This is a genomic window from Spirillospora sp. NPDC048819 (assembly GCF_040650055.1).
GTDB lineage: Bacteria > Actinomycetota > Actinomycetes > Streptosporangiales > Streptosporangiaceae > Spirillospora.
Map to the genome: position 1 here is coordinate 82175 of NZ_JBEZGN010000001.1, position 14988 is coordinate 97162.

At 68.3% G+C, this 14988-nt stretch carries 27 protein-coding genes; 2 read left to right on the plus strand and 25 right to left on the minus strand.

Translation table 11 applies throughout. The features are described 5' to 3' along the window. Positions 1-48: 48 nt before the first annotated feature. The 5 genes from rpsD to infA all read right to left on the minus strand — a co-directional run bounded on the left by rpsD (position 49) and on the right by infA (position 2171). A complete protein-coding gene (gene rpsD / locus AB0C35_RS00360) occupies positions 49-675 on the minus strand; it encodes a 30S ribosomal protein S4 (RefSeq protein ID WP_358448845.1) in 627 nt (208 codons plus the stop codon). A gap of 19 nt (positions 676-694) precedes the next feature. Continuing rightward, positions 695-1096, minus strand: a complete 402-nt coding sequence (gene rpsK / locus AB0C35_RS00365) for a 30S ribosomal protein S11 (RefSeq protein ID WP_021596710.1) — start codon at positions 1094-1096, stop codon at positions 695-697. 61 nt (positions 1097-1157) lie between these two features. Next, positions 1158-1538: a 30S ribosomal protein S13 gene (gene rpsM / locus AB0C35_RS00370; RefSeq protein WP_358449826.1), complete on the minus strand. Its 381-nt coding sequence runs from the start codon at positions 1536-1538 to the stop codon at positions 1158-1160. Between the two features lie 223 nt (positions 1539-1761). Beyond that, positions 1762-1875, minus strand: a complete 114-nt coding sequence (gene rpmJ / locus AB0C35_RS00375; RefSeq protein ID WP_021596712.1) for a 50S ribosomal protein L36 — start codon at positions 1873-1875, stop codon at positions 1762-1764. A 74-nt stretch (positions 1876-1949) separates the two neighbouring features. After that, positions 1950-2171, minus strand: coding sequence for a translation initiation factor IF-1 (gene infA / locus AB0C35_RS00380; protein WP_358448847.1), 222 nt, complete (start codon positions 2169-2171; stop codon positions 1950-1952). A 265-nt stretch (positions 2172-2436) separates the two neighbouring features. On the opposite strand from infA, the gene AB0C35_RS00385 reads away from it, so the two are divergent. Further along, positions 2437-3021 carry a hypothetical protein gene (locus AB0C35_RS00385; protein WP_358448849.1) on the plus strand — a complete coding sequence of 195 codons (585 nt, stop codon included), beginning with the start codon at positions 2437-2439 and terminating at the stop codon, positions 3019-3021. A gap of 27 nt (positions 3022-3048) precedes the next feature. Here AB0C35_RS00385 and AB0C35_RS00390 read toward each other — a convergent pair whose 3' ends face one another. Beyond that, the gene (locus tag AB0C35_RS00390) at positions 3049-3615 is read right to left on the minus strand and encodes a GNAT family N-acetyltransferase (RefSeq protein ID WP_358448851.1); all 567 of its coding nucleotides are present in this window, start codon (positions 3613-3615) and stop codon (positions 3049-3051) included. A 264-nt stretch (positions 3616-3879) separates the two neighbouring features. On the opposite strand from AB0C35_RS00390, the gene AB0C35_RS00395 reads away from it, so the two are divergent. Next, positions 3880-4695, plus strand: a complete 816-nt coding sequence (locus AB0C35_RS00395; protein WP_358448853.1) for a phosphodiesterase — start codon at positions 3880-3882, stop codon at positions 4693-4695. Positions 4696-4755: 60 nt separating this feature from the next. Here the strand turns inward: AB0C35_RS00395 and AB0C35_RS00400 are convergent, their stop codons facing one another. The 19 genes from AB0C35_RS00400 to rplV form a co-directional block, all read right to left on the minus strand. Then, positions 4756-5202 carry a DUF1707 domain-containing protein gene (locus tag AB0C35_RS00400; RefSeq protein WP_358448855.1) on the minus strand — a complete coding sequence of 149 codons (447 nt, stop codon included), beginning with the start codon at positions 5200-5202 and terminating at the stop codon, positions 4756-4758. Between the two features lie 73 nt (positions 5203-5275). Beyond that, positions 5276-6106, minus strand: a complete 831-nt coding sequence (gene map, locus AB0C35_RS00405; protein ID WP_358448857.1) for a type I methionyl aminopeptidase — start codon at positions 6104-6106, stop codon at positions 5276-5278. Positions 6107-6190: 84 nt separating this feature from the next. After that, positions 6191-6841 carry an adenylate kinase gene (locus AB0C35_RS00410; RefSeq protein WP_358448859.1) on the minus strand — a complete coding sequence of 217 codons (651 nt, stop codon included), beginning with the start codon at positions 6839-6841 and terminating at the stop codon, positions 6191-6193. Continuing rightward, on the minus strand, positions 6841-8136 hold the full coding sequence (gene secY / locus AB0C35_RS00415) for a preprotein translocase subunit SecY (protein ID WP_358449828.1): 1296 nt from the start codon (positions 8134-8136) through the stop codon (positions 6841-6843). Before secY ends, AB0C35_RS00410 begins: the two co-directional genes overlap by 1 nt. Positions 8137-8365: 229 nt before the next feature. After that, positions 8366-8848 (minus strand): 50S ribosomal protein L15, encoded by a 483-nt coding sequence (rplO, locus tag AB0C35_RS00420; protein WP_358448861.1) that lies wholly within the window; start codon positions 8846-8848, stop codon positions 8366-8368. Position 8849: 1 nt separating this feature from the next. Continuing rightward, positions 8850-9032 (minus strand): 50S ribosomal protein L30, encoded by a 183-nt coding sequence (rpmD, locus tag AB0C35_RS00425; protein ID WP_358448862.1) that lies wholly within the window; start codon positions 9030-9032, stop codon positions 8850-8852. Further along, entirely contained in the window at positions 9029-9652 is a 624-nt protein-coding gene (gene rpsE / locus AB0C35_RS00430) for a 30S ribosomal protein S5 (RefSeq protein WP_131952947.1), read from the minus strand. Before rpsE ends, rpmD begins: the two co-directional genes overlap by 4 nt. A gap of 67 nt (positions 9653-9719) precedes the next feature. After that, positions 9720-10106, minus strand: a complete 387-nt coding sequence (gene rplR / locus AB0C35_RS00435) for a 50S ribosomal protein L18 (protein WP_358448864.1) — start codon at positions 10104-10106, stop codon at positions 9720-9722. 2 nt (positions 10107-10108) lie between these two features. Then, complete coding sequence (gene rplF, locus AB0C35_RS00440) at positions 10109-10645, minus strand: 50S ribosomal protein L6 (RefSeq protein WP_358448866.1); 537 nt, start codon at positions 10643-10645, stop codon at positions 10109-10111. Between the two features lie 16 nt (positions 10646-10661). Continuing rightward, on the minus strand, positions 10662-11060 hold the full coding sequence (gene rpsH / locus AB0C35_RS00445; protein WP_358448868.1) for a 30S ribosomal protein S8: 399 nt from the start codon (positions 11058-11060) through the stop codon (positions 10662-10664). A gap of 145 nt (positions 11061-11205) precedes the next feature. Next, a complete protein-coding gene (locus tag AB0C35_RS00450; RefSeq protein ID WP_018657585.1) occupies positions 11206-11391 on the minus strand; it encodes a type Z 30S ribosomal protein S14 in 186 nt (61 codons plus the stop codon). 4 nt (positions 11392-11395) lie between these two features. Continuing rightward, complete coding sequence (gene rplE, locus AB0C35_RS00455) at positions 11396-11971, minus strand: 50S ribosomal protein L5 (RefSeq protein ID WP_358448870.1); 576 nt, start codon at positions 11969-11971, stop codon at positions 11396-11398. Then, a complete protein-coding gene (gene rplX, locus AB0C35_RS00460; RefSeq protein WP_358448872.1) occupies positions 11964-12314 on the minus strand; it encodes a 50S ribosomal protein L24 in 351 nt (116 codons plus the stop codon). Before rplX ends, rplE begins: the two co-directional genes overlap by 8 nt. Beyond that, positions 12314-12682 carry a 50S ribosomal protein L14 gene (rplN, locus tag AB0C35_RS00465; RefSeq protein WP_358448874.1) on the minus strand — a complete coding sequence of 123 codons (369 nt, stop codon included), beginning with the start codon at positions 12680-12682 and terminating at the stop codon, positions 12314-12316. Before rplN ends, rplX begins: the two co-directional genes overlap by 1 nt. A gap of 77 nt (positions 12683-12759) precedes the next feature. Next, the gene (gene rpsQ / locus AB0C35_RS00470; RefSeq protein WP_358448876.1) at positions 12760-13032 is read right to left on the minus strand and encodes a 30S ribosomal protein S17; all 273 of its coding nucleotides are present in this window, start codon (positions 13030-13032) and stop codon (positions 12760-12762) included. Further along, positions 13029-13268 (minus strand): 50S ribosomal protein L29, encoded by a 240-nt coding sequence (gene rpmC / locus AB0C35_RS00475; protein ID WP_358448878.1) that lies wholly within the window; start codon positions 13266-13268, stop codon positions 13029-13031. Before rpmC ends, rpsQ begins: the two co-directional genes overlap by 4 nt. Beyond that, a complete protein-coding gene (gene rplP, locus AB0C35_RS00480) occupies positions 13268-13687 on the minus strand; it encodes a 50S ribosomal protein L16 (protein WP_358448880.1) in 420 nt (139 codons plus the stop codon). The genes rpmC and rplP overlap by 1 nt, the downstream gene beginning before the upstream one ends. A gap of 7 nt (positions 13688-13694) precedes the next feature. After that, positions 13695-14573, minus strand: coding sequence for a 30S ribosomal protein S3 (gene rpsC, locus AB0C35_RS00485; protein ID WP_358448882.1), 879 nt, complete (start codon positions 14571-14573; stop codon positions 13695-13697). Continuing rightward, a complete protein-coding gene (gene rplV / locus AB0C35_RS00490; RefSeq protein ID WP_358448884.1) occupies positions 14573-14953 on the minus strand; it encodes a 50S ribosomal protein L22 in 381 nt (126 codons plus the stop codon). Before rplV ends, rpsC begins: the two co-directional genes overlap by 1 nt. Positions 14954-14988: the final 35 nt, after the last annotated feature.

Consider the following 14988-nt stretch of genomic DNA (forward strand, 5'->3'; position numbering starts at 1 on the left):
CCGGGATCCCACGGAACGAGCCGCGAAATCCCGGCGGACGCAGAGCCCTTACTTGGAGTAGAGCTCGACGATCAGCTGCTCCTGGACGGGAGCGTCGATCTGCTGGCGGACCGGCATCGAGTGGATGAAGATCCGCATCTTCTCGCCGTCCACCCCGAGCCACGCCGGGACGGGACGGTCGCCGACCTCGGCCTTGGCGACCTGGAAGGGCGTCATCTCCAGCGACTTGGGCTTGACGTCGACGATGTCGGCCTCGCCCACGAGCGCCGACGGGATGTCGACCTTCTTGCCGTTGACCCGGATGTGGCCGTGGCGGATGAGCTGACGGGCCATGTCGCGGGACTTGGAGAAGCCCGCGCGGTAGACCACGTTGTCGAGGCGGCGCTCCAGGAGGGTGAGCAGGTTGTCACCCGTCTTGCCCTGCTGGCGGTTGGCCTCGACGTAGTAATTGCTGAACTGCCGCTCCAGCACGCCGTAGATGCGCTTGGCCTTCTGCTTCTCACGGAGCTGCAGGAGGTACTCGGTCTCCTTCGGCCGACCGCGGCCGTGCTCACCCGGAGGGTAAGGACGGATCTCGATCGGGCACTTGGGGCCCTCGCACTTGCTGCCCTTGAGGAACAGCTTCATCTTCTCGCGGCGGCAGAGCTTGCAGTCCGCACCGGTGTAACGAGCCATTGTTCTAGATCTCCCCTGCTCAGACCCGGCGACGCTTCGGCGGGCGGCAGCCGTTGTGCGGAACGGGCGTGACGTCCTGGATCGAGCCCACCTCAAGGCCGGTCGCCTGCAGCGACCGGATGGCGGTCTCGCGGCCCGAGCCCGGGCCCTTCACGAAGACGTCGACCTTGCGCATGCCGTGCTCCATCGCGCGCCGGGCGGCGGCCTCGGCGGCCTGCTGCGCGGCGAACGGGGTGGACTTGCGCGAGCCCTTGAACCCGACATGGCCCGAGGAGGCCCAGGAGATCACGTTGCCGTTGGGGTCGGTGATCGAAACGATCGTGTTGTTGAACGTGCTCTTGATGTGGGCGTGCCCGTGAGCGACGTTCTTCTTTTCCTTGCGGCGCACCTTCTTGGCGCCGACACGGCTCTTAGGAGGCATCTGCTCTCTCTACTCTTGAGGTCATCGATCCGGAGACGGCCCCGGTCAGGGACCGTGCGGACTACTTCTTGCCGACCTTCTTCTTGCCGGCCACGGTCTTCTTCTTGCCCTTGCGGGTACGCGCGTTGGTCTGCGTGCGCTGACCGTGCACCGGAAGCCCGCGGCGGTGCCGGATGCCCTGGTAGCACCCGATCTCGATCTTGCGGCGGATGTCCGCCTGGACCTCGCGTCGAAGATCACCCTCGATCTTGTAGTTCGACTCGATCCAGTCGCGGAGCTTGATGATCTCTTCGTCGCCCATCTGGTGGACGCGCAGGTCGCCGCTGATGCCGGTGCCCTCAAGGGTCTCCAGCGCCCGCGTACGGCCGATGCCGAAGATGTAGGTGAGAGCGACCTCCAGGCGCTTTTCGCGCGGGAGGTCGACGCCGAGGAGGCGTGCCATCGTGGGCAGTCCCTTCATTTCGCGGAGGTATGGACGCGTCGCTTCCGCACACACCCTGCCCGGGTGGCGGCCCCGGCCTCCGGCGGTCCGAGGGTGGTCCTCCACACGACGGTGCCGCACGTCCCGATCAAGGAACGCCCCCGGAGTTCCGGGAGTCGCCCCCGGGGGGACGTACGGCCACGTGTGAAGGCTGCGATGCGCTTGCTGTTGTGCGGGCTGTGCGTCAGCCCTGACGCTGCTTGTGGCGCGGGTCGGAGCAGATCACCATGACCCGGCCGTGCCGGCGGATGACGCGGCACTTGTTGCAGATCTTCTTCACGCTCGGCTTGACCTTCACTGGGTCTCCTAGGGATCAGGGTCACCCCCGCGCCGCCACGCACGGGGAAGGCAACCCCAGTGGGATTGACGGATTTACTTGTAGCGGTAGACGATCCGACCGCGCGTGAGGTCGTAGGGGCTCAGCTCCACAACAACGCGGTCGTCCGGCAGGATCCGGATGTAGTGCATCCGCATCTTGCCGCTGATGTGGGCGAGCACCTTGTGCCCGTTGTCGAGCTCCACCCGGAACATGGCGTTCGGGAGGGACTCGATGACGGTGCCCTCGATCTCGATGGCCCCTTCTTTCTTGGCCATGTCCTCCGCGCTTCACTGGTCGGCTCATTGGACTCGGCCCGGTTCTCCGAGGAGAATCGGCCGCAACCCACCGCCACGACGACGCTCGAAGCGTCCGGAACAGGGAATCAGGCGGCCGACGACGGACCGACAAAGGAGTCTACGTCAACCGGTCGCCTTATGCGAAATCAACGCATGATACGGGTCGGGAGACCGCTCCCGAGCCAAGCATACCTCGCCTGCGCGTTGTACCTTTCGAGGAGAGATACGTCCGAGGAGGATCAGCATGCCGAGCTATGACTTCGCGCTGATCCTCAGCCGTCCCCTCTACGAGGACGAGCTGGACCCGCTGTTCGACCGCACGCACGGCGGAGTCACGGTGTCGATCGTCAGCGAGCCCCAGCACGACGAGCTCCGCTCGCCAGACCGCTCGGCCGACCGGCTGGGCAGCGCGTCCTGCTGCTGGCCCGGCCGCACCCTCGCGGTGGCGATCATGGAGGTGGTGGAGCACGTCGAGACGAGCGCGCCCGGCGTGCACGTCCTCCAGGTCGAGGCGGACCCCCTGCTGACGATCCGCGACATCAGCGAGCGCGTCGGACGTTCCCTCGACTCGGTCCGGCACGCGATCACCGGTTCGCGCGGCGTCACCGGCTTCCCCTCGTCGGAGATGTCGACCGCCGGCCACCGGCTGTGGCGCTGGTCCAAGGTGGCCGCCTGGTACGGGGTGGACGACCCGCAGCTCGTCGAGGCCAAGCCGACCGTCCAGGCGATCAACGGCTGGCTCGCCCTCCGCGACGTGGTCCCGGACGTGGCCCCCGCCCCCGAGGAAGTCACCTCGGCGCTGTCCCTGGTCATCCCGCACGTCGCCTGAGCGGCGCCCGGCCGCGCCCGGACGCGCTCACCAGGCCGACGCGCACCACCCCGGGTTCGGCGAGACATCGGAGTACCAGGCGGCCGGTATGACCCGGCCGTCCGACAGGCGATGGCTCTGCGGGCCGGGGATCGGGTCGAGGCCCGCCCGCCACAGCGAGCGCACGCTCGCGACGTTCTCGGGCTCCACACCCGCCCGGACTTCGGTGACGTGCAGATGCTGCTGGGCGAGCGCGAGGCCCGCCGCGAACAGTTCGGCCCCGAGCCCGCGGCCGCGATAGGCGGGCGCCAGGTAACCGCCCAGCTCGCAGAGGTCCTCCGAAACCGGGGTCAGCGTCACCACTCCGGCGGCCAGGCCGCCGTCGGGATCGATCGCCAGCATCCCCGTCTCCACGTACCGGCCCGGCAGCCCGAAACGGGAACGCCCACCGGACGCCGGAACCGCCAGCAGGCGGCCGCGTTCGTCCTCGGGCACCAGACTCTTCGGCCTCCAGCCGAGCCACCGTTGCGCCTCGGGGTCGCTGCCGATGGCCTGGGCGAGACGCCCCTCACGCAACCTCAGCGAGCGGAGCAGCAGACGGGGAGTTGTGATCACATGGCGGCCGAGAGTGCACACCCGGCCGGTCCCCCTGGGCTTCCACATCACCGACATGCGCATCCCTTCCGCCACCGTTCGCTGGGAGGCAAGGTAGCGGTATGTCCACTGCCCGGGCACCCGATGCGGTCCAGGGCGTTCCGGCGGGGCCGGGTCGACAGTGGGGCCGTGCGGGCGCGAAGATCGTCCCGGTGCCCCGGGGGTGGTTCAGGGGGGTGCCTAGGCCGCGGGTCCGTGATGTGCTTGGGCAAGGGGGAAGGATCGATGGCGATCATCGCGCAGTTGAGCGATATCCACCTGGCGGCCGGCCGCGACGGGCAGGTCGACGACGGCTCCGGGCCGGTCCGCGCGCTGCGGGCGGCCGTGTCGAGCCTGCTCTCGCTGCCCGCCCGCCCCGACGCCGTCGTGCTCACCGGCGACCTCGCCGACGGCGGGCGGCCCGCCGAGTACGCCCGCCTGCACGCGCTGCTGTCCCCGCTGCCGATGGCCGTCTACCCCATGCCCGGCAACCACGACGACCGCGACGAGATGCGCAAGGTGTTCAACGACCATGCGGCGGTCGTGGCGACGGGGACCGTTCCACGGGCCCCAGTCCAGTACGCCGTCGACGTCGCGGGCGTGCGGCTCGTCTGCTGCGACACCACCGTGGACGGCCATCCGCACGGGCACATGAGCGAGGACCGGCTCACCTGGCTCGACACGACGCTCGCCGCCGCCCCCGAGACGCCGACGGTCGTGGCCACCCATCATCCGCCGTTCCCCATCGGGATCCGGTTCATCGACGACATGCGGTTCGTCGACCCCGCGGGCTTCGCGTCCGTGATCTCCAAGCACCGGCAGGTGGTGCGGGTGATCTCCGGGCACGTCCACCGCGCCTCGGTCGGCTCCGTCGCCGGGACGGTCAGCACCACCTGCCCCAGCACCTACCGGCAGCTGTTCCTCGACCTGACCCAGCCGGGCCGCGCCGCCGTCACCGGGGAACCCGCGGGGTTCGCCATCCACCTCGTCGGCGAGGACGGCACCGCCACCACGCACTTCGTCCCGACCGGGAACTACCGCCCCCTGATGGACGTCGAGTGACCGCGGCGAAGCCGCCCCGGGCGTCGCCGGTCAGCAGGTCACCCGGTGGCGGTCACGCGGTCAGCAGCCGCCCGGCCGGTTGCCGAAGAGCGTGCGGATGAGCAGGACCGCGCCCCACGGGCCCACCACCCACACCCACCACGGGTAGACCCACCCGGTCGCAAGGGCGATGATCAGCCAGATGGTGAAGTTGATCCCGCCGACCATCGCCCACGTGGCCCACATCGCCCGGTTGCCGGTGATGTCCAGCTCCCGCGACGGGACCTTGGCGGGCGACGCGGTGCTCTTCGGCTGCGACGCCGGGACGGGAAGCTGGTAGAGGTCCTCCTCCGGCAGGTCCGCGGTGACGTCCTGGAGCTGCCCGACGGTCTTCGCCCCGTACACCGCGTCCAGCCGCTCCTGCAGCTCGTCCATCGTGATCCGGCCCTCGGCGCAGTGTTCCCGCAGGCTCGCCGCCACCCGGTCACGGTCGGCGTCCGAGGCCCGGATGTCAGGGTTCGGCGCCATGGTTCCTCCGCTCAGCAAGAAGCATCGTTTCCCATTATGAGGGGACGAACACGCTGAGCCTCCGGCGACCGATTCAGTCCTTGGCGTAAGCCTCGACGCCGAGCTTCGCGAACCAGTCGCGGCCTTCGTCGAGGGCCGTCAGGACGCGCGGGCCTTCGGGCGTGACGGCGAAGGTGTGCTCGAAGTGCGCCGAGGAGCGCCCGTCGAGGGTGACGACCGTCCAGCCGTCGTCCAGTTCCACGGTCTCCTTCGTGCCGAGGTTCACCATCGGCTCCACCGCGAAGCACATCCCCGGCTCCAGGACGGGCCCGTACCCCGCCGCGCCGTGGTTCGGGATCAGCGGGTCCATGTGCATCTCGGTGCCGATGCCGTGCCCGCCGTAGCCCTCGACGATGCCGTAGGCGCCCTGAGAGCGAATGTGAGCCTCGATCGCGTGCGACATGTCCGTGAGCCTGGCCCCGGCCCTCCCGGCCGCGAGACCGTGCCACAGGGACGCCTCGGTCACCTCCAGGAGCCGCCGCAGCTCCGCGGAGATCTCCCCCACCGGGACGGTGATCGCCGCGTCGCCGTGCCAGCCCTCGACGATCGCGCCGCAGTCGATGGAGATGACGTCGCCGTCCCGCAGCACCTTCCCGGCGGCCGGGATGCCGTGCACGATCTCCTCGTTGATCGACGCGCAGATCGTCCCCGTGAAGCCGTGGTAGCCCTTGAAGGACGGGACGCCGCCGTTGTCGCGGATGTGCCGCTCCGCGAGCCGGTCCAGGTCCAGGGTCGTGATCCCCGGCTTGACGGCCTCCCGCAGAAGCTCCAGCGTCCGGCCGACCAGCAGCCCGGCGGCGCGCATCAGCTCGATCTGCTCCGCGGTCTTCATCTGGATCTCGGGCCTACGTCGTCTGTTGAACATCTCTCCCCCTGAACAGGGCCGCCGATTCCGGGCGGCGGCAGCAGGGCGGGGCGGGCGCGGGGCCGCGGCCCCGCGCCGCCACCGTCACTTCTCCAGCGGGCGGAGCGCGGTCAACGCGCGCTTGGTAACCTCTTCGACCGGGCCCGTCGCGTCGATGCCGACCAGGATGTGCTCGTCGGCGTAGAACTGCACCAGCGGGGCCGTGTCCTGCTTGTAGACCTCCAGCCGATGCATGACGACCTCTTCTTTGTCGTCGTCGCGCTGGAACAGGCGGCCTCCGCAGTCGTCGCAGATGTCGTCCTGCTTGTCGTCGAAGTCGACGTGCCAGATCCGGCCGCACTTGTCGCAGGTGCGGCGACCCGACAGCCGCCGGACGACCTCGTCCTCGTCGACCACCAGTTCCAGGACGATGTCGAGCCGGGTGTCCCACTCCGCGAGGATCTTCTTCAGCGTCTCCGCCTGCGGGACGTTGCGGGGGAACCCGTCGAGCAGGAACCCGTCGCGGGCGTCGTCCTCGCCGAGCCGGTCGCGCACCATCGCGATCGTTACCTCGTCGGGCACCAGGTCGCCGCGGTCCATGAACTGCTTGGCCTGCCGGCCGAGCTCGGTGCCGCCGCTCACGTTGGCGCGGAAGATGTCACCTGTCGATATCTTCGGGATGGACAGATGCGATGCGATGAACTGGGCCTGCGTCCCCTTGCCCGCTCCAGGGGGGCCCACCAGGACGATACGCACTACCGCAGGAAACCCTCGTAGTTGCGCTGCTGCAGCTGACTCTCGATCTGCTTCACGGTATCCAGTCCGACGCCGACGATGATGAGGATGCTCGCGCCGCCGAAGGGGAACTCCTGGGTCGCGTTCAGGAGTGCGAACGCCACCATCGGAATCAGGGACACGAGCCCCAGGTACAGGGCACCGGGTGTGGTGATCCTGGTCAGCACGAAGTCGAGGTATTCGGCGGTCGGCCGGCCAGGGCGGATACCTGGGATGAAACCACCATACTTCTTCATGTTGTCGGCTACTTCAGTGGGGTTGAACGTGATCGCCACGTAGAAGTAGGTGAAGAAGATGATGAAGCCGAAGTAGATCGCCATGTGCCAGGCGTTGTCCTGCTGGAGGTACGGCTGGACCTTCTGCAGCCACTTGGCGTCGGGCCACAGCTGGGTCGCCAGAACCGGCAGGTAGAGCAGCGACGACGCGAAGATGATCGGGATGATGCCGGCCTGGTTCACCTTCAGCGGGATGTAGGTCGAGGTCCCGCCGTACATGCGGCGGCCCACCATGCGCTTGGCGTACTGGACGGGGATGCGCCGCTGCGCCTGCTCGACGAACACGACACCGGCCATGATCGCCATGCCGACGATCAGCACGACCGCGAAGACGAGGCCGCCCTTGGCCTTGTAGATGCTCCAGAACTGGGCGGGGAAGACCGCCACCACCTGCGTGAAGATCAGCAGCGACATGCCGTTGCCGACGCCCCGGTCGGTGATCAGCTCACCCAGCCACATGATGACCGTGGTGCCCGCCACCATGCAGATGACCATCGTGACGATCGGGAAGATGCTCGTCTCGTACAGGATGTCCCCGGAGCCGGACACACCCTGGAACAACTGCCCGGTGCTCGCCATCGCCACAATGCCGGTGGCCTGCAGAATCGCCAGCCCGACCGTCAGGTAACGGGTGTACTGGGTGATCTTCGTCGTGCCTGCCTGGCCCTCTTTCTTCAGGGCCTCCAGGCGTGGGATCACCACCACGAGCAGCTGAAGGATGATGCTTGCCGTGATGTACGGCATGATCCCCAGCGCGAAGATCGACAGCCTCAGCAGCGCACCGCCGCTGAACAGGTCGACCAGGCCATAGAGCTGATTGCTCTCTTTGGCCGCGTCCGCGGTCTCCTTCAACACGCCCACGTCGACGTTCGGCGTCGGGATGATCGACCCGAGCCGGAACACCAAGATGATGAACAACGTGAACAACAGTTTTTTACGCAGGTCAGGCGTACGGAAAGCCCGAGCGAACGCGGTCAGCACCATTCCTCCTGCGTGACTGGCGAGTTCATGGCCACCGAGGGGCCGGTTACAGGTCCATGATTTCGGGCGGAGGATACCCGCTGAGATACCGGAGTGTGGAATCTCACCCGGATCGCCTTCGCCCGTGTGACTCTAACAGCAGATGGCACCGGGGCCGTCCCGCCCGCCGCCAGGAACTCACGGCTCCCGGCGAATGGCGAACACGGCCCCGGTATCAAGGTGTCTCTTCCTACAGCTCGTCGGCGGTACCACCGGCGGCGGCGATCTTCTCCTTGGCGGCGCCGGAGAAGGCGTGCGCCTTCACCTGAACCGCGACGGAGATGTCGCCGGTGCCGAGGACCTTGACCGGACGGCCGCGGCGGACGGCGCCCTTGGCCGCCAGATCCTCCGCGGTGACCTCGCCCCCCTCGGGGTAGAGGGCGGCGAGCTTGTCCAGGTTCACGACCTGGAACTCGACCCGGTTCGGGTTCTTGAAGCCCTTCAGCTTCGGCACCCGGCGGATCAGCGGCATCTGGCCGCCCTCGAAACCGACGGGGACCGTGTTGCGGGCCTTGGTGCCCTTGGTGCCGCGGCCCGCGGTCTTGCCCTTGGACGCCTCGCCGCGACCCTTGCGGATCTTGGCCTTCTTGGCGCCGGGGGCCGGACGCAGGTCGTGCACCTTGAGCGGGGCGCCCTCGGTGACGTCGTCCTTCTTACCGAGATCAGCCGCCATGTCAGTCGACCTCCTCGACGGTGACCAGGTGCGACACCGTCCGGATCATGCCGAGCACCTCGGGGCGGTCCTCCCGGACCACGCTCTGCCCGATCTTCTTCAGGCCGAGGGTGCGCAGCGTGTCACGCTGGTTCTGCTTCTCGCTGATCACCGACTTGATCTGCGTGATCTTCAGGTTGCTCATGAGCTCGCGACCTCCGGCCTCGGCTCACTGCCCGCGGCGCGGGCCCGCAGCATCGCGGCCGGCGCGACGTCCTCGATCGGCAGGCCGCGCTTGGCCGCGATCTCCTCGGGACGCTTCAGCGCCTTCAGACCCGCGATCGTCGCGTGCACGATGTTGATCGCGTTGTCGCTGCCCAGCGACTTGCTCAGCACGTCCTGGATGCCTGCGGCCTCCAGCACCGCGCGCACCGGGCCACCCGCGATCACACCGGTACCGGGGCTCGCCGGACGCAGCAGGACCTCGCCCGCCGCGTCCCGCGCCTGCACCAGGTGCGGGATGGTGCCCTGGATCCGCGGCACCTTGAAGAAGTGCTTCTTGGCCTCCTCGACGCCCTTGGCGATCGCCGCGGGCACCTCCTTGGCCTTGCCGTAGCCGACGCCGACGGTGCCGTTGCCGTCACCGACGATCACCAGGGCGGTGAAGCTGAAGCGACGACCGCCCTTGACGACCTTGGCGACACGGTTGATCGCCACGACCTTCTCGATGTACGACTGGCCCTTGTCGGCGCCACCGCGGCGGTCGTCGCGGCGATCGCGACGGTCGCCACCCTGACCGCCACCACGCCTCTGCGCTGCCATCAGTGGTTCCTCTCGTTTGCCATCAGAGCTGCGAGCGAAGCTCGTTCTTTGACGGGCTGAAGGACGGTCATCAGACCTTCAGGCCCCCCTCGCGCGCACCGTCCGCGACGGCGGCGATGCGGCCGTGGTACTTGTTGCCGCCGCGGTCGAACACCACCGCGGAGACACCGGCCTCCTGGGCCCGCCGCGCGATCAGTTCGCCGACCTTGCGGGACTTGGCCGTCTTGTCGCCGGAGTCGGCGCGCAGGTCCGCCTCCATCGTCGACGCGCTGGCCAGCGTGTGGCCCTTGTCGTCGTCGATGACCTGGACGAACACGTGCCGGCTGGAGCGGGTCACGACCAGGCGAGGCCGCGCGGCGCTGCCGAGGACCTTCTTGCGGACCCGCAGGTGCCGGCGCTTCCGAGAAAGCACACGACCGCTCGTGGCCTTGCCGGCCAGGGTCTTGGTGCCTGCCATGACTACTTACCAGCCTTTCCGACCTTGCGGCGGATGTGCTCACCCTCGTACCGCACGCCCTTGCCCTTGTACGGGTCGGGCTTGCGCAGCTTGCGGATGTTGGCGGCGACCTCGCCGACCTTCTGCTTGTCGATGCCCTCGACGATCAGCTGGGTCGGCCGCTCCACCGTGAAACTGATGCCCTCGGGGGGCTCGACGGTGATCGGGTGGCTGTATCCGAGCGAGAACTCCAGGTTCTTGCCCTTGGCCACCACACGGTAACCGACGCCCTGGATGACCAGGGTCTTCTTGTAGCCGTCGGTCACGCCGACGACCATGTTGTTGATCAGCGTCCGGGTGAGCCCGTGCAGGCCGCGCACCTTGTTGAGGTCGTTCGGCCGGGTCACCGACAGCGTGCCGCCGTCCAGCTGAACCTCGATGGGTTCGACGACGGTGTGCGACAGCGTGCCCTTCGGCCCCTTGACGGTGACCTCGCGGCCGTCGACCTTGACCTCGACGCCACTGGGCACAGTGATGGGGTTTCGTCCGATTCGAGACATTTCTAGAACCCTCCCCTCACCAGACGTAGGCGAGGACTTCGCCGCCCACGCCGCGCTTGCCCGCCTGCCGGTCGGTCATCAGGCCGGAGGACGTCGAGATGATCGCGACGCCCAGCCCGCCGAGGACCCGGGGCAGGTTGTCCTTCTTCGCGTACACGCGCAGACCCGGCTTCGAGACGCGCTTGATCCCGGCGATCGAACGCTCCCGGGTCGGGCCGAACTTGAGCTCGATCAGGAGCTTCTTGCCGACCTCGGCGTCCTCCACGGTCCAACCCGAGATGTAGCCCTCCTGCTGGAGGATCTCGGCGATGTGCGCCTTGATCTTCGAGTACGGCATCGCCACGCTGTCGTGGTACGCCGAATTCGCGTTCCGCAGACGCGTCAGCATGTCTGCGATCGGGTCGGTCATCGTCATGGCCTGCTGGCCCTCCTCGCCGCGGTTTCCTCGGGTCGATACGGCCCGTGGACCTTCGGCGCGGTCATGGGCACCCTCGCGGGTGCCCGATCGGTCATTACTGGCCGGCGTCCGCCCCCCGGGGTCATCGCCCCGGGGGATGCGGTCACCAGCTGGACTTCGTGATGCCAGGCAGCTCGCCGCGGTGGGCCATCTCCCGGAAGCACACGCGGCACAGGCCGAACTTCCGGTAGACGGAGCGCGGACGCCCGCAGCGCGAGCACCGAGTGTAGGCGCGCACGCCGAACTTCGGCTTCCTCGCCGCCTTGGCGATCAGCGACTTCTTCGCCATGTGCTCAGCTCTCCTTGAAGGGGAAGCCCAGGAGCTTGAGCAGCGCCCGGCCCTCGTCGTCGTTCTTCGCGGTCGTCACGACCGTGATGTCCATGCCCCGCTGCCGGTCGACCTTGTCCGGGTCGACCTCGTGGAACATGACCTGCTCGGTCAGCCCGAAGGTGTAGTTGCCGTTGCCGTCGAACTGCTTCGGCGACAGGCCGCGGAAGTCACGGATACGGGGCAGCGCGGTCGCGAGCAGCCGGTCGAGGAACTCCCACATCCGGTCGCCGCGCAGCGTGGCGTGCGCGCCGATCGGCATCCCCTCGCGCAGCTTGAACTGCGCGATGGACTTCTTGGCCCGGTTCACGGCCGGCTTCTGGCCGGTGATCAGCGACAGGTCGCGGATCGCGCCCTCGATCAGCTTGGCGTCCTTGGCCGCGTCGCCGACGCCCATGTTGACCACGATCTTGGTCAGCGTGGGGATCTGCATGACGTTGGCGTAGCCGAACTGCTCGCGCATCTGGCCCGCGATCTCCTCGCGGTACCGGAGCTTCAGCCTCGGCTTGGGGACGGGACGCTCGGTAACGGTCTCAGTCATCGGAAGCGGACTCCTTACCGCCCTTGCCGGCCGCCTTGGCCCGGTTCTTGTACGGGCGGGTGACGCGGACCTTGTTGCCGTCCTCGTCGAACTCGTAGCCGATGCGGACGGGCTCGCCCTTTTCGACCAGCGCGACGTTGCTGACGTGCAGCGGCGCCTCCATCGTGACGCGGCCGCTGTCCCTGCCGGCACGCTGCTGGTCGGCCTTGATGTTCTTGGTCATGAGGTTGACGCCCTCGACGACGACGCGCTCGGCGCGCGGAAGGACGCGCAGGACCTTGCCCGTCGCACCCTTGTCCTTGCCGGCGAGGACGATCACCTCGTCGCCCTTGCGGATCTTCATCAGAGCACCTCCGGCGCGAGCGAGATGATGCGCATGAACTTCTTCTCGCGCAGTTCGCGGCCCACCGGGCCGAAGATACGGGTGCCGCGGGGGTCGCCACCGTCCTTGATCAGGACGGCGGCGTTCTCGTCGAAGCGGATGTAGGAGCCGTCCGGGCGCCGGCGCTCCTTGCGGGTGCGCACGACGACGGCCTTGACGACGTCACCCTTCTTCACGCCCGCGGCGGGAAGGGCGTCCTTCACCGTCGCGACGATGACATCGCCGACTCCCGCGTAGCGCCGACCCGAGCCGCCGAGAACCCGGATGCAGAGGATCTCCTTCGCACCCGTGTTGTCGGCGACCTTGAGTCGCGACTCCTGCTGGATCACGTCAACTCCTGTTCGTCACACCGGTTCTGATCGCCACGCCCGGCGGGCGCCGGCGATCAGCCTGGTGGAACCAGTAATTACTTGGCCTTCTCGAGGACCTCGACCACACGCCACCGCTTGGTGGCCGACAGCGGCCGGGTCTCCATGAGACGGACGCGGTCGCCGACGCCACACTCGTTGGCCTCGTCGTGCGCCTTGTAGTTCTTCGTGCGGCGGATCACCTTGTGGTACCTGCGGTGGGTCACGCGGTCCTCGACGGACACGACCACGGTCTTGTCCATCTTGTCGCTGACCACGAGCCCTTCGAGGACCTTGCGGGTGGACCGCTTCTCGGTCTGCTGGTCGGTCATTCGTCGTCCTCCACGGCGTCCTCGACCGTGACGATGCCGAGCTCGCGCTCCCGCATCACGGTGTAGATGCGGGCGATCTCGCGCTTCACGGTGCGCAGCCGCCCGTGGCTCTCAAGCTGGCCGGTCGCGGCCTGGAAGCGGAGGTTGAACAGCTCCTCCTTGGCCTCTTTGAGCTTGGTGACCAGAACGTCCTCGGGCTCGGTCCGCAGGTCATCGGCGGCAAGTCCCTTGGCCATCAGCCCTCACCCACTTCCCGCTTAACGATCTTGCACTTCATCGGGAGCTTGTGGATCGCACGCGTGAGGGCCGCGCGAGCGACCTCCTCGTTCGGGTAGGAGAGCTCGAACAGCACCCGACCCGGCTTCACGTTGGCGACCCACCACTCGACAGAGCCCTTACCGGAACCCATGCGGGTCTCGGCGGGCTTCTTCGTCAGCGGACGGTCCGGGAAGATGTTGATCCAGACCTTGCCGCCGCGCTTGATGTGCCGCGTCATCGCGATACGCGCGGCCTCGATCTGCCGGTTGGTCACGTACGCGCTCTCGACGGCCTGGATGCCGTACTCGCCGAACGTCACCCTGGTCCCGCCCTTGGCCATGCCCCTGCGCTTCGGGTGGTGCTGCTTGCGGTGCTTGACCTTGCGAGGGATCAGCATGGGTTACTCAGCTCCCCTCACCCTGCGGAGCAGCCTCGGCCGTCGGCGCCGGCTGCTCGGAACTCTGCTGCTGCTTGGGCGCGCCACCGCGGTCACCGCCGCGCTCGCCGCCGCCACCGCGCTCGCCGCCGCCACCGGCGCCGCCGCGGCCGCCACGGCCACCGCGGCCGCCGCCACGACGGTCACCGCGACGCTCACGGCCACCACCGGGGCCGCCGGCCGCACGCTGCTGCGCGGCCTGCTGCTCGCGCTCGGCGCGGGTCGAGGCGGCCTCGCCCTTGTAGATCCACACCTTGACGCCGATGCGGCCGAACGTCGTCCGGGCCTCGTAGAAGCCGTAGTCGATGTCGGCGCGCAGCGTGTGCAGCGGGACCTGGCCCTCGCGGTAGAACTCCGACCGCGACATCTCGGCGCCGCCGAGACGGCCGCCGCACTGCACCTTGATGCCCTTGGCGCCCGACTTCATCGCCGACTGGATCGCCTTGCGCATGGCGCGGCGGAACGCGACCCGGCTGGACAGCTGCTCGGCCACGCCCTGCGCGACGAGCTGCGCGTCGATCTCGGGGTTCTTCACCTCGAGGATGTTCAGCCGGACCTGCTTGCCGGTCAGCTTCTCCAGGTCGCCGCGGAGACGCTCGGCCTCCGCGCCGCGGCGGCCGATGACGATGCCCGGCCGGGCGGTGTGAATGTTGACCTCTACACGGTCACGGGTCCGCTCGATCTCCACCTTGGAGATGCCCGCCCGGTCCATGCCCTTCTGCAGCATGCGCCGGATCTGGACGTCTTCCTTGACGTAGTCCTTGTAGAGCTTGTCGGCGAACCACACGGACTTGTGGTCGGTGGTGATGCCGAGCCGGAACCCGTGCGGGTTGATCTTCTGACCCACTACCGGGCCCTCCTCGTCTTCTTACCGCCGGCACCGGCCGAAGCCTCGTCCCGCGACTCCACGACCACGGTGATGTGGCTCGTGCGCTTGTTGATGCGGTAAGCCCGGCCCTGGGCGCGGGGGCGGAAACGCTTGAGCGTCGGCCCCTCGTCCACCCACGCACGGCTCACGACCAGCGTGTCCGAGTCGAGCTTGAAGTTGTGCTCGGCGTTGGCGATGGCACTCGCCAGCACCTTGCCCACAGGCTCACTCGCAGCCTGGGGGGCGAACCGCAGCACCGCCTGAGCCTCCGCGGCGGGCAGGCCGCGGATGAGGTCCACCACGCGGCGGGCCTTCCTGGGCGTGACGCGGATGAACCGCGCCTGGGCCCTGGCTTCCATCGCTGTTCCTCTCCGTACGATCTATGAGGCCCTTT